Below are 26,886 nucleotides of genomic sequence, written 5' to 3'. Positions count from 1 at the left end.
TTGCACATTAAAAATGTCAAAGGTGCAGTTGAAATTTTAGATTCTGCTTCAACAAAAGAAATGGCTTATAAGACATTAAAGAAAATTGATAATGGTGCAGTTAAATTAATTAAAGCAGCAGCAAAATCGCCTAATGTGCGCGCAGCGGCAAAAGATTTAGCAAAAATAACAGTTTCAGCAATTGACGCTGGAATTAAGGTAACTGAAGATTTGAAAAAAACATCAGCATCAATTTCTGAAAAAATTATTGAAGAAGGAAAGTCTGGCCCAATTAAAAAAGATTCAAAAGTAGATAATAAATAACTCTAATAATTTAGAGTTTTTTAAATAGCAAAGGAGATAAATTATGGTAAAAAATATTTTAGAAGAATTAAGATGAAGAGGACTATTAAAACAAGTAACTAATGAAGCAAAATTATTAAAAGCGCAAGAATTAAAAAAAGGAGTTTATTGTGGTTTTGATCCAACTGGTGATTCATTACATGTTGGTCATTTAATTCAAATTATGTTATTAAAACGTTTTGAAATGTTTGGATTTCAACCAATTTCTATTATTGGTGGCGGGACAGGAATGATTTGTGATCCTAGCGGGAAAAAAGCAGAACGGGTATTGCTAGATGATAAAACAATTAAACATAATGTGGAAACCATTAGTAATCAAATGCAACAATTAATTGGAACAAAAGTTAAAATGGTTAATAATGCTGAATGATTGCAAAAAATGACCTTGATTAATTTTTTGCGAAATGTTGGTAAAGATTTTAATATTAGTTATTTATTAGCAAAAGAAAATATTGCAACTAGAATTGAAGTTGGTTTATCATATACTGAATTTGCTTACACATTATTGCAGGCTTATGACTTTTATCAATTATATATTAATTATGATTGTGCTGTTCAAACTGGTGGTAGTGATCAATGAGGAAATATTACTTCGGGAACAGATTATATTTATAAACAAATTGGAGAAGATAATTTAGCTTGTGGTTTGACAATGAATTTATTAACAAAAGCTGATGGTTCCAAATTTGGAAAAACAGAATCAGGGGCAGTTTGATTAGATTCAAAAAAAACATCACCTTATGAATTTTATCAATTCTTTTATAACCAAGATGACCAAGAAGCAGGGAAATTATTACGTTATTTAACAATGTTATCTGAAAAAGAAATTATTGTTCTTGAAGCAGCTCACCAAAATGAACCAGCACAACGCATTGCACAAAAAAAACTAGCAGAAGAAGTAACTTTATTTGTTCATCAAGCAGCAGGATTAAAAACAGCACAAATTGTTAGCGAAGCTTTATTTAAAGGCAGTTTACATGAATTATCAGAGCAACAGTTAGACCAGCTTGATAATAGTTTACCTAATTTTTATTTAACAAACCTTAATTTACCACTGCTTGATTTATTAGTACAAGCAAAAATTGTTTCTTCTAAACGTGAAGGTCGTGAGTTTTTAGAACAAGGTGCAATTACTATTAATGGGCAAATTGTAAAAGAAGAAACTTTACTTGTAGCAAAAGATAAGTTTTTATTTGATAAATATTTGATTATTCGTCGTGGAAAACGAAAATATCATTTAATTTATCTTACAACTAACAAAAAATAAAAAAAGAACACTTTACCATTTAAATAATGCTATTTAGGAATAAAGTGTTCTTTTTAGTTTTTTAAAATTATTGCAATTTAATAAGTTTATTTTTAGTTGCTTTCTTTTTATGTTTTAAATAAAGACGAGTATAATAAATTACTTGTGCTAATAATATAACAAAAATATTGATAAACGCGAATAAACTACAATGTCAAGGTGTTTGTGGTAAAGCAAACACAGCAATTAATAAAATGATAACGGATAAGCATTTAAGATTCCCCAAATTGTAATTTTATGTCATAATTTTAGTTTTCTTTTTTGACCTTTTTTCATACTTGTGACCTTTCTTCTTTAATTTTGTAGAAAACTCTTGATATTTATAAAATATACCTAAAATTAGGTATATTTTTAATATAAGAGGTTAATAATTAATGGGAAAAATAATTGAAGAATTAATAAATAGTTTAACAGATGATCAATTTTTATAATTTAATGAAAAAGTCAAAAAAGAAGCAGAATTAATTAAAAAACAAAAACGCTTAAATGAAATTGACCAAAAATTTAGGGATAAAGGTATTAAATGTCCTAATTGTCAATCTTTTTATTGTGTTAAAAATGGTCATAATCCTGAATGAAAACAAAAATATTTATGCAAAAAATGTCGTGCTAGTTTTGATTCTTTTCGTGATTGGAATGGCAACACTTTTTAGGACACTTTTTATATAGACATTTGTTTTCTAAAAGTAACTGGAGATAAATAATTTAAACTGCCATGAATTCGAATATTGTTATATCAATGCACAAAATCAAAAAGTTCGTATTTTAATTGTGTTAAATTTTTAAATTTTTTACCCTTAATAAATTCAGTTTTAAAAGTTTTGTAAGTTGTTTCAGCCACAGCATTATCATAAGGGTAGCCTTTATTGCTTAATGATCTTTTAATATTAAAAGTTATTAAAATTTCATCAATGATTTTATTTTTAAACTCATTACCACGATCAGTATGAAATAGAGTTATTTGATTTAATGGTCGTGTTATTTTATGAAAAGCTTGTTGGACCAGTTCGGCTGTTTTATTCGGCCCAGCACTATAACCAATTATTTCACGATTAAACAAGTCAATTAATAAACAAATATAATGTCATTTAGCGCCAACTTGAACATATGTTAAATCACTAACAATAACTTAATTAGGTTTTTTGTTGTTAAATTGACGATTTAAAATATTATTAATTTGGTCATTATTGACTGTTGTTTTATGATTATGATATTTTAATTTGGTGTATTTAGAAACCAAATTATTTTTGATCATAAAGAATCTGATTTTTCGCCGCGATAAGATGATATCTTTTCTGTTTAAAATAACTTTAATTTTGCGAGCCCCATAAATTTTGCGACTTTTATTAAAGGCACTGATAATTTCTTGTTCATAATTATTAACTTGCTTGTTAATACATTTATTATTTTGATAATAATACGTTGATTTTGATAAACCCAAAATCTTACATATTTTTCTTACTGAATATTTTGTTTTGTTGTTATTAATTATTGTTATTTTTTGGCCATTATCAGTGCGGCTTGCTTTAAAATGTCATTTTCCATTTTCAAGCCTTTAAGTTCTTTTCGTAAAGTTATTATTTCATTTTCTTCTAGTGTGCGATTGTCTTTTTCTTTAAATGAACCAGAATTATTATAATTTTTAACTCAACTATAAATAGTTGGTTTTGGTAAATTATATTCTTGCCCTAGATTAATAACACTTTTACCATTTTTATATAGCATGACAATTTGTTTTTTAAATTATTCAGAGTATGAAGTTTTATTTCCCATTTTTATATTCCTTCTTTCTTAATAATTTTATCTAATTTTGAAGTCTATATAATTATGGCCCTAATAATTGTAGCCTATCCATTATTTGGTATTAAAAACCAATATACAAATCCTTCACCAATAACATCATATAAAATAGAAAAAGAATATGAACTAAGATGAAATAATTTAAAAATTTTTTCTTTGTCTAAACTTTGTCAATTATTAAAATTAATAATTTTACTTATTAAAAAATCTTTTAGTTTATTACTTATACTTATAATGCATATTATCTTTTAAAAAATGATCTAACATATGTCCTAATTCATGAAAGAAAACTCTAAAAGGATCAAGAACAGAAGAATAACCATTATAAAATGAGTGATTTCCCATAGCATTATAATAACATTGTAATGTTTGTGCATGAATCTGAATATTATGGTAAAAATGACCCCATATCCATCTGCATCAAGAACTTGAGAAATATCAATTCATTTTAATACATTATGAACATTATTTTTTCCTCAACTACTAGCTGTAATTATAAAATCTTACCATTAATTGTTTTAATTTATTAATATATGTCGGATAATAATTATTAATTAAATTTGTTAAAGATGATTTAGTTTTTGGATTTAAAAAATTTGATAATTCTTCATATGAATTAAATTCTGGTTTTTCATAAAATGGTAAGTTAGGATATTCAGCATGACTTAAAAAAGCATTTGTTAAATTTTTTTCAAGATCTGTTGCTGGATGCTTACTAATTCATAAGCCATTATAGCCACGTTGTTGCATTCAAGTTTGATTTGGAACATATTGTTGATTTAAATTAATTCTTTAATTTTGTAGAAAACTCTTGATATTTATAAAATATACCTAAAATTAGGTATATTTTTAATATAAGAGGTTAATAATTAATGGGAAAAATAATTGAAGAATTAATAAATAGTTTAACAGATGATCAATTTTTATAATTTAATGAAAAAGTCAAAAAAGAAGCAGAATTAATTAAAAAACAAAAACGCTTAAATGAAATTGACCAAAAATTTAGGGATAAAGGTATTAAATGTCCTAATTGTCAATCTTTTTATTGTGTTAAAAATCGTCATAATCCTGAAGGAAAACAAAAATATTTATGCAAAAAATGTCGTGCTAGTTTTGATGCTTTTCGTGATCATTTTACGTATTGAAGTCATTTAAATTATAAACAGTGAAATTTATTGATTCAAATTTCATTATTAGGCCAATCTAGTAAAATGATTTCCCACTTTATTAAAACATCACCGAAAACCGCTTGATATAATCGCCAAAAAATAATGAAATCAAAACAATTAGAAAACACCCAATTAAAATTTAAAAAGTTAAATGGACAAATTCAAATCGATGAAACATTTATTAAAGAAATCCACAAAGGTAATTTTAAAGATAAATTTGATAAAAGAAAAATTCATCTTGATTCATTTTCAACCAACACTAAATGTTGTATTCAAATGGCTGTTGATAGCAATAATAATATTTATGTTAAATCAACCAACACAAAACGATTACAAAAACAGTGAATTATTGAAAATATTAATAAACAATTAATCAAAGAAAATTCAATTATTATTTCTGACATGCAACCATTATATTTATTAGTAGCAAAACAAACAAATTGGATAGGCTACAATTATTAGGACCATAATTATATAGACTTCAAAATTAGATAAAATTATTAAGAAAGAAGGAATATAAAAATGGGAAATAAAACTTCATACTCTGAAGAATTTAAAAAACAAATTGTCATGCTATATAAAAATGGTAAAAGTGTTATTAATCTAGGGCAAGAATATAATTTACCAAAACCAACTATTTATAGTTGAGTTAAAAATTATAATAATTCTGGTTCATTTAAAGCAAAAGACAATCGCACACTAGAAGAAAATGAATTAATTTACTTGCGAAAAGAAAACAAACAATCACGAATGGAAAATGACATTTTAAAGCAAGCCGCACTGATAATGGCCAAAAAATAACAATAATTAATAACAACAAAACAAAATATTCAGTAAGAAAAATATGTAAGATTTTGGGTTTATCAAAATCAACGTATTATTATCAAACTAATAAATGTATTAACAAGCAAGTTAATAATTATGAACAAGAAATTATCAGTGCCTTTAATAAAAGTCGCAAAATTTATGGGGCTCGCAAAATTAAAGTTATTTTAAACAGAAAAGATATCATCTTATCGCGGCGAAAAATCAGATTCTTTATGATCAAAAATAATTTGGTTTCTAAATACACCAAATTAAAATATAATAATCATAAAACAACAGTCAATAATGACCAAATTAATAATATTTTAAATCGTCAATTTAACAACAAAAAACCTAATGAAGTTATTGTTAGTGATTTAACATATGTTCAAGTTGGCGCTAAATGACATTATATTTGTTTATTAATTGACTTGTTTAATCGTGAAATAATTGGTTATAGTGCTGGGCCGAATAAAACAGCCGAACTGGTCCAACAAGCTTTTCATAAAATAACACGACCATTAAATCAAATAACTCTATTTCATACTGATCGTGGTAATGAGTTTAAAAATAAAATCATTGATGAAATTTTAATAACTTTTAATATTAAAAGATCATTAAGCAATAAAGGCTGCCCTTATGATAATGCTGTGGCTGAAACAACTTACAAAACTTTTAAAACTGAATTTATTAAGGGTAAAAAATTTAAAAATTTAACACAATTAAAATACGAACTTTTTGATTTTGTGCATTGATATAACAATATTCGAATTCATGGCAGTTTAAATTATTTATCTCCAGTTACTTTTAGAAAACAAATGTCTATATAAAAAGTGTCCTAAAAAGTGTTGCCATTCCAAATTCTATTTTATTAGCAACTAAAACTATTACAAATCCTGATGCTAGTTATCGGAAGTTAAATAAAATTAGTAAATTACAATCAAATCTTAAAGAATCCTTAATTCATTATCATGGCTTAGGTTTCACGAACATTCAAAATTATTTAAATCACTGAAAATTAAAATACCAGCATAAAGGTTTAACGCCAAACCAACAATCATCGGTATTATATTTTAACGTATAAAAAAGTTAAATAACAATATTAAAAGTTTATATAATTTTCTTTTAAAGTTATCATATTGATGATTTTTTTTATTTCATCAAGAGTTTTCTACAAAATTAAAAATAAATTGCGAAATTAGAAAATTAATGCAAATAATTTTTATTAATATGTAATTAACTAAAACTTATGTTAACACTACCAGTATAGTATTCTGATTTATCATAATCAGTAATTGTTCCACCTTTGTTATCGGGGTTAATTTCTAAATATAAATCATTTAATAAAGCACTTAGTCAATTTAACTTACTAACAAAGTTAACACTAATAAACATCATCATTACTTGTAAAATAGTTACTTTTGGTAATTTGCCTAAATTTGTTGTTAACTTCATTTGTCCTAAATCCTCTTTTACCGTTGGAGGTTCTGGTGGTACAACAGAAAAATACACTTTAACTGAACCATAATAATCTGTTGCTGGGTTATCATCTTCTGACCAATGGTCTTTTCCTGAAATTAAAGTTGCTCCAGTTTGATCAGGTTCAATCATAATTTTATCAACTTTATCAATTTGTCGGTTTCATATTTTTGATGTTTGTGGCCCAATAAAATGCTCACCAAACTTATCTAATTCTGAAATAAGTTGCATATTGTTAAAAATAGTGGCAATTAAAATTGTTTTTGGTCGTGCATCAGTAATTTGCCCTAAATCAATACTTTTTACTTTATCAGCTAAATGATTTGAAGTTGTTACTGTTTTATTAATTTTTATTGTATTTAAATTTGTTCCATCACTAAAGTTTAATTCGTATTGACCATTACGATACAAATCAATTTTATCAATTGGTTTTGATTGATTATTAAATTTATATTTTTTTATTAATTGATCAAAGTTTCATTTTGTCCTTTGAAACAATTGCGCTAATTGTTGGAATAATTCAGGAATAGTTTGTTTATTATTTTGTGGATCAATTGTTTTAAAATCAGCTCTAACAAAACCAGTTACTTCAACTGGTAAAACTGGTAGATCAACTGTAATATTATTTCAATTATCATTTTTAGTACAACTAACTATAGACATTAATGGCCCTGAAGCTATAATTCCAACTGCAACCGTTGCTAATAATTTTTTCATTTTAATTATTCCTCCTTAATCCGCATTCATAATTGCAATCAATGGATTAATTCGATTCATATTGAATCAACTAATTAAATATGCAATAAAGTATAATAATAATCCACTTCCAATTGCAATAAATGGAATCATTACATCCATAAACAGTGGTAAAACTATTCCAATTCGAATTAATATCATGTTAGAAATAATTAAGAATAATCATCCAAAGCCAAAGCCGGCAATTGTCATTATTACAATAATGGGAATATACATTCCAATAACTAATTTTGTGATATAACGATTTCGATATCCTAATACTTTCATTGTTGCAATAATTGTTTGGTTTTCCGCAATAACAATATTACTTGTTAAAATAATAATCATAAAACCTAATACAAACGAAATTCCAATAATAAAGAAGATAATACCATTAACTGCTTTTGAAATATTTCCTAAAATTGCTTGTGCTTCAGCAATTGGCATTAAACTACCAAAAGTACTATTTGCGTATGGTGGATAAGAAATTTCACTTCTAATGCCACCATTTAAACCATAAAAACTATAATCACCAAATAATTGACTTGTTCCTAGTCCTGTTTCAATATCATCAATTTTAGCACTATTAGAAATTTTATAATTAAAAATCGGATATTCATTTTCAAAGACAGCAATTCAATTAACTGAACTTTGATGTACGCTTCAATATTCAACAAACTCATTTCATAAGTTATCAACAGGTGTACTTGAATGCTCTTTAATAAATTCTTCTAACAAGTTTAAACTCTTTTGTCTTGATGATGTTAATTTAGGATCGTTCTTGATAAATGAATTCATTCATTCGTTTAAAAATAATTGTAATAAATAATTCCGTGTTTTATCATATTTTAGTAATTGTTGTGCCCCATCTTCATTAATTCAAGCTCGTGGTGAACCATATTGATTAGTAATACCAATAACTGTAAAAGTTTGATTGCTCGTTTGATTACTTACTCGATAACTTCCATCAACAATTTTATCGTTTAAAATTGATGGTTTTGTAAAATTTGGGTCAAGTGCATAAATTTTACTTTCTAAAACATATTCATTATTTTCATCTATAACCTTATTTTTATATTTATTATCCCCATTAAACATTAATTTATCAACTCGTCCTTGTGCTTGAGCATCATCACCTGTTACATCACTTGCATCTCAACCTTGTAAAATTTGATCAGAAGTAACACCTTGGTTACTATCAACTAATGCTTTGCGAATCAAATGCGGACTAATTTGATTTCCAACTGTAACATTTAAGCGTTTAGATAATGTTTCATTTAAAACAATATTATTACTTGCTGTAAATAATTTTTCATTTAAATTCGCACCATTTTTATTAGTTAATGCTTGGTTTTTAAATGTGCGACTAATTCCGTAAATCTTAAACTCAATACTATTTAATTCAGCATTAATCATTGTTCCCCGATCATCTGTTAATGGATTAAACGGAATTACTCCGAAGGTTAAATTAAAATTACCATTGTTTTGATTAAATGCTTCTTGCATTTTTAACCGAACAGTTTGCGGAGAACATGAATATACTCCTTGAATAAAACAATGATTAACATTTTCTACAAAGTAAGCATAAATTCAATTATATAAATCATACATTGTTTTTTTTAAACGTGTATTAAACTCATTTCCTGTTGCTGAATTTAAAACATCATAAAAAGATACAGACAATGGTTGTTCTAATGCTGGACGAAAATGATTATTAGCTAATGTAATCGTTTGGTTTCCTTCTTCAAAATCTCGTTTATAATCACTTTGGGTAAAAATATTGTTTCTTAACTTATCATTTAAATTTAAATTCCCTCGTGAATCAAAATAATCTGCACGTTTAATGTTTAAACCAATAGTTTCCCGATATTTTCAATAAAATAATCGAGATTTTTCTAAAATATCAATATGTTCACGAGCCGTTTCTGTTGTCCGTAAATATTGCTCAATGGTTGATTTTGTTAAAAGATTTAGACCAAAATCATTGTAATCACCTCATGTCGTACTACAAATTGCTTTTGATAAACCCGGATTACTTGAAGTTAATTTATTACTTTGCAAAAATTCTTTTGAAATATTACGATATAACAATGACCGCATATCATCTGCTTGATAAGTTGGAGCAAAATTTTCAGAATTAATTTGCCCTGTTTCAAAATCAGTAAGATATTGATTAACATCTGTTGTCATATTTGTTGTATTAGCTAAAAGACTTTTTTTACTATCTCATGGTTTTTGACTTGGATCATATGTTCGCAAAAAACTTGTTGGTAAATTATAAATCGGACTATTATATTCAACTAGGGTTTTATAATTATCTACTTCGTATGAATAACGAATATTATTTTGTAAGATAATTGGAATTGTTGTTGACATTGTAATCATAATGGTACTAATAATCATTGTTAAAGATACCCCTACCATTTTTCCGATTGAATTAGATAATTGTACTGCTTGAAATCGTGCATCAAATGTTTTGCGAATTGCAAACATTTTATAAACATTTTTTTTAAAACTACCATGTGAAACTGTTTTTTCTTTACGAATTAATTGTAACGGTGTTCTTGAAACCATCATAATTGTTCCACTAATCATTGTGACACAAGTTAGTAAAGTGAAAATAAATAAAACACAAATTACTAATGCTAATAGTGCAAATACAAAATTTCCATATGGTAAATTAAAATATGAACCAAATAAATATTTAACAGTAAATTGGCCACTAATTCCCGTTCCATAACCAACTATTCCACCAATTAATGCAATCATTAATGGATAGGAAATATAACTAAAGGTTAATACACGACGACGATATCCTAATGCTCGTAACAATCCATTTTGTGATCCAGTTGCATCAATTTGTCGACGGACAACTAGAATTAATACAAAAAACGAAATAATTAGTAAAATTGTAATTAAAATATAAGAGCCATTAATAAAAGCACTTAATGTTGACGTAAAGTATGTAATTCGTTTTGCAAATTCATAACGATTATCTGTCCGAAACGTAGCAATTGGTAAACCAGTTGATAATGTTTTAACATAATATCAATTTAAACCAATATGTTTTCCCTGGTCAGTATTTAAATAATTATTAATTGTTTGACTATAATTACTTCGCATTTGGTCAACTTTTGTCTGCTGAAATTTTCCAACATAATAAATTTCTCGTTCTAATTGACTTTCTGGAATTAAAATTTGTTTTGTTAAATCTAACTTTGTTACAGGATATTTATTACCAGCTGTATCTTCAACTGTATCTTCAACTAAACCAAATAATCGCGGATCTAAATATGCAATTCCTTCATTTTTCATATTTGGAAACGGATGTACTGCATCAATAATTGGTGTAACATAATCCGCTGATTGTCCAGACCCAACCACTCGAAACCAATTTTCATTTGAATATGGTGATTTCGGCAATCATTTATTAATATCTTCTTTTTCATATGGAGTTAAATCAACACCTTTTAATTCACTATCAGCAACTTTAATTGTTGTTCCATATCTATCGGGTTGTAATCGAATAATATCATTAATTTTAATATTATTTTTACGAGCAAACTCAGGGGTAAAATAAATCCAATGCATTGTTTCTTGATTAATCGATAATAAATATTTCATATAAAAAGTTAACGGCATTCCATTAGCAACAATAAATTTATCAATTTCTTGATAAGGACTTAATGTTACTGCTTTAATAACTTTATTATTTCCCAAACTAAATGTTCGTGCTTCAACACGATTATAAATAAAATGCTCATCTCGATTCTTTAATTGTTCGTTAATAAATTCTAAAATTGCGTTTTGACGAACCCCACTATCTGTAATTTTTTCAAACTGATCTGGTTCCCCATTTGAATTTTTAACATAAGTAGTATTAGTAAAACTAACAGCAAAATCATGTTGATTACTTAATTGTTCAGAAATAAAAGTATTATAATTATTCTCTACTCGTTGTTTAGAAACCTCAATAATTGTAAAAATAAAACTAGTCAAAAATACTAAAACAACTAAACCAAAAAATTGAATTTTATTTTTAACCGTGTTTTTAAAATTGTTTTTAAATAATAACTTAAAACCTGTCATTTTTTCACACTCTTTCTTCTTCTTTTTTGTTAATATTTGAATTTAGTTAAAATAAAGATTAGGTGGCGTTGTTTGTTTTTTAAATTGTGTTAATAATTCTGTTTTACGAAGATTATCAACAATACTAGCTTTTTTAATAAATCATTGATTAAAATCATAATTTATATAAATTATTAATAAAATTGACATTGTTAATTGACTTTGTTGGGTAATAACAATACTGGTTAAAGTACATTTACAAAATGTATAGTAACTAGAAGCAATCACATCATTAATGTTTTTTAAATAACCAATATATAAGCGAAACAATATTAGCATTACAATAAAACTAATGGTAAAAATTGCATAAAAAACATAGCATAAAATAACTAGAAAAGAATATATTGTTTCATATGCAATTATATTTTGCAATTGAAAAATTATTGAAGTATAACCAAAAAATAATATGTATGAAATTAAAACAATATTACAAAGTCATAAAATAATAATTTGTCAATTAGAAAATAAAATTAATTTCCACGCTGAAATTGTTGTCTTTTTTAATTGCTTAAAATTAATCAAAATTTGAGCTAAAATTCCCATAAAAAAGAGAAAAATAAAACTTGATCAAACAAGATAAAATAAATTTAATGTAATATTTAAAAAACTATAATTACCATCAATATCAATAATTGAAAACCATGATGAAAATAAAATATAAGCAAGAAAAATAATAAAGAAAATATTAATAAATTTTTGATATTTTTTTAGAACATATATTTTCATTACCATCACCTTTATAACTTTCATTATATTTTGCTCATATCATTATAACATTATTCCTAAATTAATGTAAAATTAAGTTTAATAAACTGCGGAATAAAAGTGGTGTTATCTGTTAGATAACACCACTTTGTTTCTTATAATTAATTGATATAAACTTAAACAACCTTAAATTCTATTTTTTGTAAAAATGAATAATCATCATTTTTAATATTACTTTCTTGTCGATCAGGAGTAAAAAAGAAACTATAACCAAAATCATTGTAAGATAAATTTATATAGTAAATTGGATAATTTCCGCTAGTATAATGGTTTCTAAATAGTTGAATTGTAATATTTTTATCATCATTTATTGTTTCCATTTTAAATTTTGAAATAACTTTTTTCTCTGCTGAATCTGCTACATTAGGTTTATAAATGTATCATTTAATCTTTCCTGTGTCAGCAACAGTATTATTAAAAAGATTAAAAATAGTCTCAAAAATTAGTGTCATTTTTGCATCAATTGAATTTTCTGGTTTAAATAAACTAACTTTTTTAAGTAAAACATCAAAATCTGATTGGTTCATCTTAAAAACAAGTTTATTATCATAAGTTTCTAACTGATAATAACGTCAAAACGCCATTGTTTTTTCTGCAAATTGCTGTAATTGTTGATCAACTTTATCTTTTGGTACTAAAACTTTAATTGGTGTATTTAATGTCCTTCACTGTGGAGATTTATCTTTAAAAGGTAAATTCTCAATTGTTAAATTACTTGGCAAAAAATATCTTATATCTGCTTTTAAATAATATTTATTTTCACTAAGAATAGTCTTGTTATGTTCTTTATAAAGTTTTAAAAAGTTTTCTGCCGTTAATTTATCTGGTTGATACCCTTCCCCTACTAAGGTTAATATTGAATCAGGTTTATAAAATCGACTTCATAAATTTAAAGTATCAAAAAACTGAGAAAAATAAGGTTGAGAATTAGTTATTATATTTTTTTTATCTAATTCTTGTTTAATAATTGGTCAAATTGTACTATTCGTATTAATATCATTAAAATGTTGATTTGAATTATCAGTAATTTTATTTTCTTGCTTAATAAATAAATCATGAATAAAGTTTATAAATCATGATTCAACCTTTTCTTGAACATTAGTTAGAACTTCCAGATTATTACTAGCAATAACTAACCCGTTACTTTCATAAACTTGGTCAAATTCTTTAAATTTAACTGAATAATTAATATCAAAATTAATTTTAATTGCATTTAAATTTTCTTCATTATTATCAATTAATTTTGATATGTTATTAAAATTAATTTTATTTACTTTTAATCTAATACTATCATCTGACAATAATATTGGGAATTCTTTTTCTATTTTACGATAAAAATTATCATAAGTAATAACAAGTTCACTATTAATATTATTAATTTCTTTTTTAAAATCATTAATTAACTGTTTTAAAAAAGATCATTTGCTAATTTCCCCACCAATAAAAGTTTTTGATTCATCTGGTTTTAAAGTTGTAATAAATTCATTAAATTTAGCAATATCATTAAAATAATTATTAATATCAATTAGTGCCTTAGTATCTCATCAAGTTTTAATTTTCTTTTTAATTAATGTTATTATTTCATAAAAAGTTTCAATATCTTGATTCGCTTCTGCTGTATATTCATTAGTTTTTGGTAAATTGTTACCTCTTGTTACACAACCATACATTCCAAAGCTACTTGTCGCGCCTAATAAAAGAATGCTTAAAATACCTAATATTTTTTTCATTATTTATACCTCATTTTATTTAAACAATATATTTTATATTATCTTGCAAAAATAAAAATAAAAAGTAATTTAACTTATTTTTCAAATTATTTGCAAAAAATAATACTAATTAGCAATTTATTTTCTTAAATTATAAATTAAAAAGTTATTACTTCAATAATAACTTTGTTGCTAATTTAATTGTTAATTAAATTTTAACTAATTAGTAGCTAATACTTGTGGTTTTTCATTTTCATATTTACCAATTAAAATTAAAAGACCACTAATCAAACCTGAAAAAATTAAAGAAATAACGCCCGCCGCAAGATTTGATTCTGCTTTTCCTTTTAAAACATTATTACACATAATAATTGGTATTATTTCGATTCCAGCAATTATTAAATAAAAAATCCCAGTAACCATATAAAAACCATAACTCATAGTAGCTGTTACTAATAACATTAAACCACCAATTGAAAAACCTATCAATGCTAACGATGATATAACAATTGCTATAATACATCCTGCTCGACATAAATTATCTGGTTTTTTATTTTTAATAACATTGGTTTGAACATTATCTTGTTCATTTTGTACATAATTTGTATCCATTTGAATCTGACACCCTTCTTTGTAAATAAATATTTTATTAATATGTATACTGTAAAACTAAATCATAAAAAGTTAATAAAATTATAACAAATTAAAAATAAAAATCAATAATTACAAAAATAATAAAATAAAAATTGGAATGGCAACACTTTTTAGGACACTTTTTATATAGACATTTGTTTTCTAAAAGTAACTGGAGATAAATAATTTAAACTGCCATGAATTCGAATATTGTTATATCAATGCACAAAATCAAAAAGTTCGTATTTTAATTGTGTTAAATTTTTAAATTTTTTACCCTTAATAAATTCAGTTTTAAAAGTTTTGTAAGTTGTTTCAGCCACAGCATTATCATAAGGGCAGCCTTTATTGCTTAATGATCTTTTAATATTAAAAGTTATTAAAATTTCATCAATGATTTTATTTTTAAACTCATTACCACGATCAGTATGAAATAGAGTTATTTGATTTAATGGTCGTGTTATTTTATGAAAAGCTTGTTGGACCAGTTCGGCTGTTTTATTCGGCCCAGCACTATAACCAATTATTTCACGATTAAACAAGTCAATTAATAAACAAATATAATGTCATTTAGCGCCAACTTGAACATATGTTAAATCACTAACAATAACTTCATTAGGTTTTTTGTTGTTAAATTGACGATTTAAAATATTATTAATTTGGTCATTATTGACTGTTGTTTTATGATTATGATATTTTAATTTGGTGTATTTAGAAACCAAATTATTTTTGATCATAAAGAATCTGATTTTTCTCCGCGATAAGATGATATCTTTTCTGTTTAAAATAACTTTAATTTTGCGAGCCCCATAAATTTTGCGACTTTTATTAAAGGCACTGATAATTTCTTGTTCATAATTATTAACTTGCTTGTTAATACATTTATTAGTTTTATAATAATACGTTGATTTTGATAAACCCAAAATCTTACATATTTTTCTTACTGAATATTTTGTTTTGTTGTTATTAATTATTGTTATTTTTTGGCCATTATCAGTGCGGCTTGCTTTAAAATGTCATTTTCCATTTTCAAGTCTTTAAGTTCTTTTCGTAAAGTTATTATTTCATTTTCTTCTAGTGTGCGATTGTCTTTTTCTTTAAATGAACCAGAATTATTATAATTTTTAACTCAACTATAAATAGTTGGTTTTGGTAAATTATATTCTTGTCCTAGATTAATAACACTTTTACCATTTTTATATAGCATGACAATTTGTTTTTTAAATTCTTCAGAGTATGAAGTTTTATTTCCCATTTTTATATTCCTTCTTTCTTAATAATTTTATATAATTTTGAAGTCTATATAATTATGGTCCTAATAATTGGAGCCTATCCATTTTATTTAACAATAATACGTGATATTCATAATGGTGAAATTATTGATTGAAATATTTCATCTAATTTTAGTAATGGTTTTGTTTTTCAAAGTCTTAAAAACGCTTGGGTTAAAAGAAATAAACCTAAAAATGTAATAATCCATATTGATCATGGTATTCAGTACATTAAACAAGAATGAAATATTTTAACTGGTCAATTAGATATGTGAATGTCAATGTCTCGGAAAGGCAATCCTGCTGATAATGGTTGTTGTGAAACGTTATTTAAATCTTATAAATATGAATGTTTAAATTTAATTATTAAAAGCAACAGAACAAAAGAAGTTTTAATGAAAGTTACACATAATTATGTAAATTTTTATAATAATTACCGTACTTTACAAAATTAAAAGGAATGAGCCCCGTTGAGTACATACTTCATTCTTAGAGTTCTTTTTCGTATCCATTTTTCTTGACAATTTAATACTAACAATGAGCGTAACAATGGCCTTAACATGATTTTTAGAAAAACTTCCACGTTTTACAAAATTACGAGATGAAATATTACAAGTTAAGGGGACAAGTTTAATTAGTTTTAAAAAAAACCAAAAGCAGTTGAAAATATTAACAAATAAATCTTTGAAACTATAGAGGAGATTATCAATGAATAAAATAAATTTTCAAGAAGCGATTGTGTATGAAATTCACCCACAATCGTTTTATGACATCAATCATGATGGTGTTGGCGATTTACAAGGAATTATTCAAAAATTAGATTATTTAGCAATGCTAGGAGTTAATTATTTATGATTAAATCCAATTTATGTGTCACCACAAAAAGATAATGGTTATGATGTTTCAGATTACAAAAATATTAATCCGCTTTTTGGAACAATGGATGATTTTGAAATGTTAGTTACAGAAGCAAAAAAACGGAACATTTTTATTATGATGGATATAATTTTTAATCATTGTTCAACAGAACATGAATGATTTCAAAAAGCACAGACAGGAAATTCAGATTATTTGCAACGATTCTTCTTTCTTCCTGGCGACAAAGCAAAGCGTCCAAATAATTGGCAAAGTAAGTTTGGTGGTTCAGTATGAGAATATCACGATGAATTAAAAATGTTTTATTTACATTTATTTGATAAAACACAAGCTGATTTAAATTGAACGAATGAAAGTTTACGCCAAGATATTTATCAAATTGTTAACTATTGATTACAAAAAAGAGTACGAGGGTTACGATTTGATGTTATTAATTTAATTGGCAAACCAAATACTTTTGAAAATGATTTAACTGGTGATGGTCGGAAATATTATACTGATACACCACAAGTTCATACATATTTACAAGAAATGGCTCAAAATAATTATTTGAAAACAAATGATATTATTACTGTTGGTTAGTTATCATCAACATCAATAAAACAAGCAATTTTATATACAAAGCCAGTGGCACAAGAATTAAATATGGCTTTCATTTTTCATCATTTAAAAATTTATTATTTAAATAATGAAAAATGAAAATTAGCGCCCTATGAGCCAGCTAAACTAGTAGCAAAAATTAATGAATGACAGAGCCCAGTGCAAGCAGCAGGTGGTTGGTTAGCTAATTTTTTAAATAATCATGATCAACCACGCGCATTATCACGCTTTGGTGATTCAGAAAATTATCGTTTTGAATTAGCTACGTCTTTAGCGGCTGTTGTCTTGTTACTACGATGAACGCCATATCTTTATCAAGGAGAAGAATTTGGCATGGAAAATAATAATTATACCAAGATTGAACAGTTAAAAGATGTTGAATTAATTTTTAATTTTGTAGAAAACTCTTGATGAAATAAAAAAAATCATCAATATGATAACTTTAAAAGAAAATTATATAAACTTTTAATATTGTTATTTAACTTTTTTATACGTTAAAATATAATACCGATGATTGTTGGTTCGGCGTTAAACCTTTATGCTGGTATTTTCATTTTCAGAGATTTAAATAATTTTGAATGTTCGCGAAACCTAAGCCATGATAATGAATTAAGGATTCTTTAAGATTTGATTGTAATTTACTAATTTTATTTAACTTCCGATAACTAGCATCAGGATTTGTACTAGTTTTAGTTGCTAATAAAATAGAATTTGTTTGTTTTGCTACTAATAAATATAATGGTTGCATGTCAGAAATAATAATTGAATTTTCTTTGATTAATTGTTTATTAATATTTTCAATAATTCACTGTTTTTGTAATCGTTTTGTGTTGGTTGAAAATGAATCAAGATGAATTTTTCTTTTATCAAATTTATCTTTAAAATTACATTTGTGGATTTCTTTAATAAATGTTTCATCGATTTGAATTTGGCCATTTAACGTTTTAAATTTTAATTGGGTGTTTTCTAATTGTTTTGATTTCATTATTTTTTGGCGATTATATCAAGCGGTTTTCGGTGATGTTTTAATAAAGTGGGAAATCATTTTACTAGATTGGCCTAATAATGAAATTTGAATCAATAAATTTCACTGTTCATAATTTAAATGACTTCAATACGTAAAATGATCACGAAAAGCATCAAAACTAGCATGACATTTTTTGCATAAATATTTTTGTTTTCCTTCAGAATTATGACCATTTTTAACACAATAAAAAGATTGACAATTAGGACATTTAATACCTTTATCCCTAAATTTTTGATCAATTTCATTTAAGCGTTTTTGTTTTTTAATTAATTCTGCTTCTTTTTTGACTTTTTCATGAAATTATAAAAATTGATTATCTGTTAAACTATTTATTAATTCTTCAATTATTTTTTCCATTAATTATTCACCTCTTATATTAAAAATATACCTAATTTTAGGTATATTTTATAAATATCAAGAGTTTTCTACAAAATTAAAGGAATTCTCTAAAATAACTTCTGCAGTTTTGATATTAAAACTATGATTCTCATTTTTAATCGGTTCATTGTTTTCATCAATTAGAACATACTTTACATTTTTTATCATTTCTTCACTTCCTTATTTTTTGATATTTGTTCTTTTTATAATTGCTTTTTTTATAATTTCAAAGCTATCTACTCGAAAAGAAAAAAAATAACGTTTATTTTTTAAATTTAGTTGATTAAATACCGAGCCTTTAATTTTTATCTCATCATCTTTTTTTAATTTCAAAAACTCAGATACAATTGGCGGATTATATATTGATAATGTTGAATAATTTAATCCCTCTCACTGACATTTAGCAGAACATGCATCAACTTCAACGCAACCAGCAACAATCGCTTTAATCTTAGTTTTAATCGGGTTTTCGTGTAATCTAACAGTTAATTCTAATTTATTAACTATTTTATTTTTTGTTTTACTGCTAACTGTTTTTTTCGATAAATTGCTTTTTGTTTGTGCCATTTTTATCAACTTCTTTTGTTAAAAAATATTGTAAATGTTTTCATGCATCGTGTTAATGCTCTGTCATTTTAATATTTCCTTTATAGCTATAATTTTTCTTAGCAACTGGTGATTGTAAAACATATTTTAAATTAAATAGGTATTTGAATAAAACTTTTAAAACCACCGATAAATTTAGGTGTAGATAGTGGGTTTGTTATTTTTAATCCCTTATGAAGTTGATAATCTTCAATTATTACAAGAACTTTATTTAAATAAGAACAAGTTTGCTTTTGAAAGTTGTTTAATATTAAATAGATATTATTTATTGCTTCTTCTTCGTTTTTAGAATGAAAAGTAATATTATTAATTATTTTCTGTTGCAAAACATTATAAATAATAATACCAGTTTGCCCACCTCCAGCAGGGTCAATTGCAATAATATATTTTAATTTATTTGGTTTATTTTTTTGTCAATTTGTAATATTTTTCATCCATCGGAAGCCAAATCTAAAATATCGTTAATTTTGTAATGCTGCATATAAGAAGCAATTACATCTCATTTGTTTTTAAATAAATTTAAGTACATTTTTGCTCATTCTAAACATTGCAAATCATAATGATTTTTATGATGAGAAACACGACAATTAACAAGGTTACAATTAATTCAATCAAATGAAGTTGTTATTTCATTTCAAGTTTTATTAATATACAAACTTTTATATTCTGTCATTATAATAATCCTTTCATTAATTAGTTTTGCCTAATACTCAATATTCATCAGTTATTTCATCTACTGAAACTGGATAAGCTCGTATCATTAATTCTTGTAATTTACTTTCAATTTTTTTATTTCATTTTTTTATCAAATATTTTCCTTTCTGTAAAAAAATATTATTTTTTTATTGGTTAATATTTTGATATTTAGTAAATAATGTATTTTGTATTTTAGTATTTATTTAATTCGCCGCCCGCTTCACTTTTTTTGGGGGGTGAGCGGGGGCGGTAGGATATTTAGACAGAGTTTATCCCCCTACGGAAATAAACAAAAAAAGTTTACCCAGTTATTAATTACGCTTCATCCATACCTAGACAACTTTATATAAAGAAAATAACCTTTTGGAGTTCCAACCATCTTGTTTTTTTAGTGTCCGATATTGTTTTTTTCGTTTTAATAACACTCTTTTTATGAAAACAAGTCAAAAAACACGCGCTCTGACATTTCGCAAGTGATTAATCTTGCCGAGAATTGAAGAAATAAATAGGAATAAATCCACTCGCTTTCACACTTTCTTTAAGGCTTCGTGCCATAGATGAGTTATCCATCTTTAAGTATCAAAATATTAATTTTTAAGCATTGCATTATTCAATGGATAATACCTTTATTGAAAGGAAATTTATAAAAATATCATTTATTTTGTGTAGGGAAAACAGAATAACATCTGTTTTTATGATAAAAGTTCTAAATTTAAAGATACTATCCTATGAATAATGCAAATAAATTTATTTTTTTAATAGAAAAATAAAAAAACAATCTCACAAGAATTGTTTTTTTGCCGATTCATCGTACAGGACGCCATATGTCAATAAAAATAGACATATAGAAAGTAATTTATAGGAATGATTTTCTGTATTCAACGGGATTCATTCCTTTTAATTTTGCTTGTGGTTCTAAAATTATAATAAAATTCATTTTAATTTCTAGGGAAAATGATTTATTTTATTAATTTTTTAATATATAATTAATATGTTGTTAAATTTTAATTTATTCTGTTATCTAAAATAATATTAATATGTAAATTCAACAGCTGTAATGTTAAAAAAACAACTAAACTATTTATACTAAATTTTAAAGGAGACTAAATGAATTTTAATACATTAAATTTATACCCATCATTACAGCGGATGATTGTTAAAATGGGTTATACTAACCTAACTGAAATTCAAGAAAAAGCTATTCCAGTGGCTCTTAATAATCAAGATATTATTGGTAAAAGCCATACGGGAACTGGTAAAACTGTAGCTTTTATTTTGCCAATTTTGCAAAACTTAAATACACACTTAAAACAACCACAAGCAATTATTTTATGCCCAACACATGAATTAGCAAGCCAAATAATTGACCAGGTTCGAAAATTTGCAACTTATTTAGAAGGTGTAAATGCAACCTTAATTTGTGGTGGTTCACATATCCAACGTCAAATTTATGCTTTACGAAAAAGCAATATTATTGTGGGAACTCCAGGACGAATTGCTGATCATATTAATCGTAAAACATTGCGATTAGATAAAATTAAAACAATTGTTTTAGATGAAGCTGATGAAATGTTAAAAATGGGATTTAAAAATGATCTTGATAAAGTATTTCAAAATGCTCCTAAACAATATCAAACATTATTATTTTCAGCAACAATGTCAAAACAAGTATTAGAAATTGCTAATAACTATCAAAATAATCCTGTTGAAATTGTTGTTACAAAAAATGTTATTGAACAAAATAATATTAGACAGCAGTATGTAAATGCATTGTCTTTTCATAAGGAAGATGTTTTAATAGCATTATATAAACATTTGCAACCAAAACGAAGTATTATTTTTTCAAATACAAAAGTTTTTACTAATAAAATTGCTGAAATGTTAACAAATAATGGTATTCCTTGTTGTACAATTAATGGTGATAAAAGTCGTTATGAACGAAAGCGGGCAATGCGTTTATTCCGGGATGGTAAAGTGCAAGTTATGGTTGCCACTGATGTTGCAGCACGAGGAATTGATATTGACAATATTGATTATGTTATTAATTACGATATTCCAATAGAACGAGAAAGTTATATTCATCGGATTGGAAGAACAGCACGCGCTGGCGCTACTGGTGTAGCAATATCAATTGTTTCAAATCGTAATGATTTAAGAGAAATTCAGCATTTGGGTACATATCAAAAGAAAAAAATTGAGTTATTAGATATTACAACATATGATTTAAAACAAAAACCACAAGGAACAAAAAACTTTAGTTCTAGTAATAAAAAAGCAACTTTTAATCAAAAAAATAATAATTTTAAATATGAGTATTCATATTTAGATAATAAAAAGAACCAATCTAATACAAAAAAGAAATTTAATACCCAAGGTAATAAAAAATGAAAACAAAAAAAACAAAAATTTGATAAATCCAATTTTACTTTCAATCGAATTTAAGTTTGCTTATTTTTTTAAGAAAGTAAAAACAATAAATCAACTTTTTTATAAGTTGTTTTTTTATTTTGTAAATTGTAAATGCAAATGTAGCACTTTATTTTTTTCAATAAAGTGCTACATTTGCATTTACAATTTACAATTATTAAAAAAAAAAAAAAATCAAGGGGGTTAATAATTATTTTAAAATATATTTTTTTGACCCGAAAGAATTTCTAATTTATGACATAAATTAACCCATATATAAAATTTTTTTAATTTTGTAGAAAACTCTTGATGAAATAAAAAAAATCATCAATATGATAACTTTAAGAATGGATAGGCTACAATTATTAGGACCATAATTATATAGACTTCAAAATTAGATAAAATTATTAAGAAAGAAGGAATATAAAAATGGGAAATAAAACTTCATACTCTGAAGAATTTAAAAAACAAATTGTCATGCTATATAAAAATGGTAAAAGTGTTATTAATCTAGGGCAAGAATATAATTTACCAAAACCAACTATTTATAGTTGAGTTAAAAATTATAATAATTCTGGTTCATTTAAAGCAAAAGACAATCGCGCGCTAGAAGAAAATGAAATAATAACTTTACGAAAAGAACTTAAAGACTTGAAAATGGAAAATGACATTTTAAAGCAAGCCGCACTTATAATGGCCAAAAAATAACAATAATTAATAACAACAAAACAAAATATTCAGTAAGAAAAATATGTAAGATTTTGGGTTTATCAAAATCAACGTATTATTATCAAACTAATAAATGTATTAACAAGCAAGTTAATAATTATGAACAAGAAGTTATCAGTGCCTTTAATAAAAGTCGCAAAATTTATGGGGCTCGCAAAATTAAAGTTATTTTAAACAGAAAAGATATCATCTTATCGCGGCGAAAAATCAGATTCTTTATGATCAAAAATAATTTGGTTTCTAAATACACCAAATTAAAATATCATAATCATAAAACAACAGTCAATAATGACCAAATTAATAATATTTTAAATCGTCAATTTAACAACAAAAAACCTAATGAAGTTATTGTTAGTGATTTAACATATGTTCAAGTTGGTGCTAAATGACATTATATTTGTTTATTAATTGACTTGTTTAATCGTGAAATAATTGGTTATAGTGCTGGGCCGAATAAAACAGCCGAACTGGTCCAACAAGCTTTTCATAAAATAACACGACCATTAAATCAAATAACTCTATTTCATACTGATCGTGGTAATGAGTTTAAAAATAAAATCATTGATGAAATTTTAATAACTTTTAATATTAAAAGATCATTAAGCAATAAAGGCTGCCCTTATGATAATGCTGTGGCTGAAACAACTTACAAAACTTTTAAAACTGAATTTATTAAGGGTAAAAAATTTAAAAATTTAACACAATTAAAATACGAACTTTTTGATTTTGTGCATTGATATAACAATATTCTAATTCATGGCAGTTTAAATTATTTATCTCCAGTTACTTTTAGAAAACAAATGTCTATATAAAAAGTGTCCTAAAAAGTGTTGCCATTCCATAAAATTATATAAACTTTTAATATTGTTATTTAACTTTTTTATACGTTAAAATATAATACCGATAATTGTTGGTTTGGCGTTAAACCTTTATGCTGGTATTTTCATTTTCATAGATTTAAATAATTTTGAATGTTCGTGAAACCTAAGCCATGATAATGAATTAAGGATTCTTTAAGATTTGATTGTAATTTACTAATTTTATTTAACTTCCGATAACTAGCATCAGGATTTATAATAGTTTTAGTTGCTAATAAAATAGAATTTGTTTGTTTTGATACTAATAAATATAATGGTTGCATGTCAGAAATAATAATTGAATTTTCTTTGATTAATTGTTTATTAATATTTTCAATAATTCACTGTTTTTGTAATCGTTTTGTGTTGGTTGATTTAACATAAATATTATTATTGCTATCAACAGCCATTTGAATACAACATTTAGTGTTGGTCGAAAATGAATCAAGATGAATTTTTCTTTTATCAAATTTATCTTTAAAATTACCTTTGTGGATTTCTTTAATAAATGTTTCATCGATTTGAATTTGGCCATTTAACGTTTTAAATTTTAATTGGGTGTTTTCTAATTGTTTTGATTTCATTATTTTTTGGCGATTATATCAAGCGGTTTTCGGTGATGTTTTAATAAAGTGGGAAATCATTTTACTAGATTGGCCTAATAATGAAATTTGAATCAATAAATTTCACTGTTCATAATTTAAATGACTTCAATACGTAAAATGATCACGAAAAGCATCAAAACTAGCACGACATTTTTTGTATAAATATTTTTGTTTTCCTTCAGGATTATGACCATTTTTAACACAATAAAAAGATTGACAATTAGGACATTTAATACCTTTATCCCTAAATTTTTGATCAATTTCATTTAAGCATTTTTGTTTTTTAATTAATTCTGCTTCTTTTTTTACTTTTTCATGAAATTATAAAAATTGATCATCTGTTAAACTATTTATTAATTCTTCAATTATTTTTTCCATTAATTATTCACCTCTTATATTAAAAATATACCTAATTTTAGGTATATTTTATAAATATCAAGAGTTTTCTACAAAATTAAAGTAAAATTTTAATCTTTAGTTTGAATTAAATATGTATAATTTAATGAAGATTTTTGTGGAATAATACGAAATAAACGTTTCAAAGAGCGATTTTTTCAACCAATAATTAAATAATTTTTTCTTTTTATTTTTAATGCTTTTGGTAAGGATTTTTTAATAAATCGTTCTAATTACATTAAACCTGGCAATGTTTTATTTTTTTTAAAATCAGCATTTTTAAAAAACGCAGTTTGTGTGGCTCTAGGACAAATAGTAACTACACGAACTGGTGATTTTGTTTTCTTTAATTCAGTATTAATAGCAACAGATAAACTTAAAATATATGCTTTTGTTGCATAATAAAATAAGTTGCCATTCCTGGTCCAGGAAAAAAAGCAGCCAGGGAATAAATATTAATAATTCGTCCTTTTTTCTGCTCAATAAAATATTGCGTAAAAAGTTTTGTTAAAATATGGACTGCTTGAATATTTAAATTAATCATTTTTAATTCATCTGCTAGAGGAATTGTTATAAAAAGATCTTTTTTACCAAAACCAGCATTATTAATAAATAAAACAATATGATACTGTTTTATTTCTTCAAATAAAGCATAACAATTTTCAGGAACAGACAAATCATATGATAAATCAACAATTGTTTGTTCAGGAAATTGTTGTTGTAATTCTTTTGCTCATTCTGTATGACGAGATACTCCAATAATATGATAACCTTGCTTCAACAATCACTGACAATAACCATATCCAATTCCTGATGATGCTCCTGTTACTACAACAAATTTTTTTCCATTATATATCATCCTTTTCATTACCTTAATTCTAACATTAAGTAAAATAATCTTTTTTTAAATGTAAATTAAATGCACAATAACAAATTTATTAACTAAATAATAGTAATTGTTGTAATTAAATAAATTATGATAGTAAGAAAAAAGTTGAGGTTTGTAAGTATAACAAACAAAATTAAATTTACTTATTAATTAAGTAATGCAAAAAAAATGCTTAATATTAGGTTTTTAGTAAATTTATTTAATTTGTTTAGTTGTTTTTATTTATATTTTTTTGTAAAATCTCAACTTTTGTAATGCTATCTAAATTATTAATTTATCTTATTATACTCCATATTAAACTTTTAAAAAAAGGTTAAAAACTTTAAACCTTATTTTCTAATTCCTAATGTTTCAATGATTGCTTTATATTCATTAAAATCAGTTTTGGTTGAATATGCAAGCAAGTGTTTTCTTTGTGCTACTTTTTGCAATAAACTTCTTCTTGAAACAATATCTTTTCGATGTACTTTTAAGTGTTCGGTCAAATTGTTAATATCTTCTGTTAAGATTGCAATTTGAACTTTTGTTGAACCAGTATCTTTGGTATTTTTACCAAACTTTGTAACTAATTCTGCTTTTTTTTCTTTTGAAACCATTACTATTTTCTCCCTTCATTTAGTGGTTTATTATGTTAAAACAAAGAATTTAAGAAAGGGTTATCTTAAATCAACGAAATAACA

22 protein-coding genes and 5 pseudogenes are annotated in these 26,886 nt (G+C 24.9%); 10 read left to right on the top strand and 17 right to left on the bottom strand.

Features of this window, described 5'->3' with window-relative positions:
- From AAHM76_RS02795 to AAHM76_RS08410, 3 genes are all read left to right on the top strand, one after another.
- Entirely contained in the window at positions 1–303 is a 303-nt protein-coding gene (locus tag AAHM76_RS02795; RefSeq protein WP_342256585.1) for a hypothetical protein, read from the top strand.
- A 43-nt stretch (positions 304–346) separates the two neighbouring features.
- Positions 347–1,609, top strand: a complete 1,263-nt coding sequence (gene tyrS, locus AAHM76_RS02790) for a tyrosine--tRNA ligase (RefSeq protein ID WP_342256584.1) — start codon at positions 347–349, stop codon at positions 1,607–1,609.
- 500 nt (positions 1,610–2,109) lie between these two features.
- Positions 2,110–2,301, top strand: coding sequence for an IS1/IS1595 family N-terminal zinc-binding domain-containing protein (locus tag AAHM76_RS08410; RefSeq protein ID WP_425289454.1), 192 nt, complete (start codon positions 2,110–2,112; stop codon positions 2,299–2,301).
- An 8-nt stretch (positions 2,302–2,309) separates the two neighbouring features.
- On the opposite strand, the pseudogene AAHM76_RS02785 reads toward AAHM76_RS08410, so the two are convergent.
- Positions 2,310–3,373 (bottom strand): annotated as a pseudogene (locus tag AAHM76_RS02785) (IS3 family transposase).
- Between the two features lie 558 nt (positions 3,374–3,931).
- The gene (locus tag AAHM76_RS02780; protein WP_342256583.1) at positions 3,932–4,198 is read right to left on the bottom strand and encodes a hypothetical protein; all 267 of its coding nucleotides are present in this window, start codon (positions 4,196–4,198) and stop codon (positions 3,932–3,934) included.
- 209 nt (positions 4,199–4,407) lie between these two features.
- Between AAHM76_RS02780 and AAHM76_RS08405 the strand changes: the two are divergent.
- The 3 genes and pseudogenes from AAHM76_RS08405 to AAHM76_RS02770 all read left to right on the top strand — a co-directional run.
- A pseudogene (locus tag AAHM76_RS08405) lies at positions 4,408–4,521 on the top strand (hypothetical protein); the annotation flags it as partial.
- 102 nt (positions 4,522–4,623) lie between these two features.
- On the top strand, positions 4,624–5,079 hold the full coding sequence (locus AAHM76_RS02775) for a hypothetical protein (protein ID WP_342256582.1): 456 nt from the start codon (positions 4,624–4,626) through the stop codon (positions 5,077–5,079).
- A 60-nt stretch (positions 5,080–5,139) separates the two neighbouring features.
- Positions 5,140–6,251, top strand: a protein-coding gene (locus tag AAHM76_RS02770; protein WP_342256581.1) for an IS3 family transposase whose coding sequence is annotated in 2 segments (ribosomal slippage) — positions 5,140–5,383 and positions 5,383–6,251 — 1,113 coding nt in all. Because the reading frame shifts where the segments join, the coding sequence is not laid out codon by codon here.
- Between the two features lie 406 nt (positions 6,252–6,657).
- Here the strand turns inward: AAHM76_RS02770 and AAHM76_RS02765 are convergent.
- The 6 genes from AAHM76_RS02765 to AAHM76_RS02740 all read right to left on the bottom strand — a co-directional run bounded on the left by AAHM76_RS02765 (position 6,658) and on the right by AAHM76_RS02740 (position 16,125).
- Complete coding sequence (locus tag AAHM76_RS02765; protein WP_342256580.1) at positions 6,658–7,617, bottom strand: hypothetical protein; 960 nt, start codon at positions 7,615–7,617, stop codon at positions 6,658–6,660.
- Positions 7,618–7,632: 15 nt separating this feature from the next.
- Positions 7,633–11,724, bottom strand: a complete 4,092-nt coding sequence (locus tag AAHM76_RS02760; protein ID WP_342256579.1) for an ABC transporter permease — start codon at positions 11,722–11,724, stop codon at positions 7,633–7,635.
- Positions 11,725–11,766: 42 nt separating this feature from the next.
- A complete protein-coding gene (locus tag AAHM76_RS02755; RefSeq protein WP_342256578.1) occupies positions 11,767–12,033 on the bottom strand; it encodes a hypothetical protein in 267 nt (88 codons plus the stop codon).
- A 611-nt stretch (positions 12,034–12,644) separates the two neighbouring features.
- Positions 12,645–14,258: a hypothetical protein gene (locus AAHM76_RS02750; protein ID WP_342256577.1), complete on the bottom strand. Its 1,614-nt coding sequence runs from the start codon at positions 14,256–14,258 to the stop codon at positions 12,645–12,647.
- Positions 14,259–14,456: 198 nt separating this feature from the next.
- Positions 14,457–14,849, bottom strand: coding sequence for a hypothetical protein (locus AAHM76_RS02745; RefSeq protein WP_342256576.1), 393 nt, complete (start codon positions 14,847–14,849; stop codon positions 14,457–14,459).
- A 164-nt stretch (positions 14,850–15,013) separates the two neighbouring features.
- A protein-coding gene (locus tag AAHM76_RS02740) for an IS3 family transposase (RefSeq protein ID WP_342256575.1) occupies positions 15,014–16,125 on the bottom strand; the annotation gives its coding sequence in 2 pieces (ribosomal slippage) (positions 15,014–15,882 and positions 15,882–16,125; 1,113 coding nt in all).
- A 54-nt stretch (positions 16,126–16,179) separates the two neighbouring features.
- On the opposite strand from AAHM76_RS02740, the gene AAHM76_RS02735 reads away from it, so the two are divergent.
- Together AAHM76_RS02735 and AAHM76_RS02730 are read left to right on the top strand one after the other, a co-directional pair.
- A complete protein-coding gene (locus AAHM76_RS02735; protein ID WP_342256574.1) occupies positions 16,180–16,596 on the top strand; it encodes a DDE-type integrase/transposase/recombinase in 417 nt (138 codons plus the stop codon).
- Positions 16,597–16,849: 253 nt separating this feature from the next.
- Positions 16,850–18,115 (top strand): annotated as a pseudogene (locus tag AAHM76_RS02730) (alpha-amylase family glycosyl hydrolase).
- Here the strand turns inward: AAHM76_RS02730 and AAHM76_RS02725 are convergent.
- The 5 genes and pseudogenes from AAHM76_RS02725 to AAHM76_RS02710 all read right to left on the bottom strand — a co-directional run bounded on the left by AAHM76_RS02725 (position 18,105) and on the right by AAHM76_RS02710 (position 20,301).
- Complete coding sequence (locus tag AAHM76_RS02725) at positions 18,105–18,698, bottom strand: hypothetical protein (protein ID WP_342256573.1); 594 nt, start codon at positions 18,696–18,698, stop codon at positions 18,105–18,107. The pseudogene AAHM76_RS02730 and the gene AAHM76_RS02725 overlap by 11 nt on opposite strands.
- Before the next feature lie 102 nt (positions 18,699–18,800).
- Positions 18,801–18,857 (bottom strand): annotated as a pseudogene (locus AAHM76_RS08400) (hypothetical protein); the annotation flags it as partial.
- A 345-nt stretch (positions 18,858–19,202) separates the two neighbouring features.
- Positions 19,203–19,589 (bottom strand): hypothetical protein, encoded by a 387-nt coding sequence (locus AAHM76_RS02720; RefSeq protein WP_342256572.1) that lies wholly within the window; start codon positions 19,587–19,589, stop codon positions 19,203–19,205.
- 131 nt (positions 19,590–19,720) lie between these two features.
- A complete protein-coding gene (locus AAHM76_RS02715; protein ID WP_342256571.1) occupies positions 19,721–20,062 on the bottom strand; it encodes a hypothetical protein in 342 nt (113 codons plus the stop codon).
- Positions 20,017–20,301 (bottom strand): hypothetical protein, encoded by a 285-nt coding sequence (locus AAHM76_RS02710; protein ID WP_342256570.1) that lies wholly within the window; start codon positions 20,299–20,301, stop codon positions 20,017–20,019. Before AAHM76_RS02710 ends, AAHM76_RS02715 begins: the two co-directional genes overlap by 46 nt.
- Positions 20,302–21,431: 1,130 nt before the next feature.
- Here AAHM76_RS02710 and AAHM76_RS02705 point away from each other — a divergent pair.
- Together AAHM76_RS02705 and AAHM76_RS02700 are read left to right on the top strand one after the other, a co-directional pair.
- Positions 21,432–22,766, top strand: coding sequence for a DEAD/DEAH box helicase (locus AAHM76_RS02705; protein WP_342256569.1), 1,335 nt, complete (start codon positions 21,432–21,434; stop codon positions 22,764–22,766).
- Positions 22,767–23,159: 393 nt separating this feature from the next.
- Positions 23,160–24,271, top strand: a protein-coding gene (locus tag AAHM76_RS02700) for an IS3 family transposase (protein ID WP_342256568.1) whose coding sequence is annotated in 2 segments (ribosomal slippage) — positions 23,160–23,403 and positions 23,403–24,271 — 1,113 coding nt in all. Because the reading frame shifts where the segments join, the coding sequence is not laid out codon by codon here.
- A 68-nt stretch (positions 24,272–24,339) separates the two neighbouring features.
- On the opposite strand, the gene AAHM76_RS02695 is transcribed toward AAHM76_RS02700, so the two are convergent.
- From AAHM76_RS02695 to rpsO, 4 genes and pseudogenes are all read right to left on the bottom strand, one after another.
- Positions 24,340–24,996, bottom strand: a complete 657-nt coding sequence (locus AAHM76_RS02695) for a transposase (RefSeq protein ID WP_342256567.1) — start codon at positions 24,994–24,996, stop codon at positions 24,340–24,342.
- A 102-nt stretch (positions 24,997–25,098) separates the two neighbouring features.
- Positions 25,099–25,155, bottom strand: a pseudogene (locus tag AAHM76_RS08395) (hypothetical protein); the annotation flags it as partial.
- Positions 25,156–25,693: 538 nt separating this feature from the next.
- Positions 25,694–26,176 carry an SDR family NAD(P)-dependent oxidoreductase gene (locus AAHM76_RS02690; protein ID WP_342256566.1) on the bottom strand — a complete coding sequence of 161 codons (483 nt, stop codon included), beginning with the start codon at positions 26,174–26,176 and terminating at the stop codon, positions 25,694–25,696.
- A gap of 359 nt (positions 26,177–26,535) precedes the next feature.
- Positions 26,536–26,802: a 30S ribosomal protein S15 gene (gene rpsO / locus AAHM76_RS02685; RefSeq protein WP_342256565.1), complete on the bottom strand. Its 267-nt coding sequence runs from the start codon at positions 26,800–26,802 to the stop codon at positions 26,536–26,538.
- Positions 26,803–26,886: the final 84 nt, after the last annotated feature.

This window comes from Spiroplasma endosymbiont of Poecilobothrus nobilitatus, assembly GCF_964030655.1.
In the GTDB taxonomy this organism is placed as follows: Bacteria; Bacillota_I; Bacilli_A; order Mycoplasmatales; family Mycoplasmataceae; genus Spiroplasma.
This window is presented reverse-complemented; position numbering and strand designations above follow the sequence as displayed.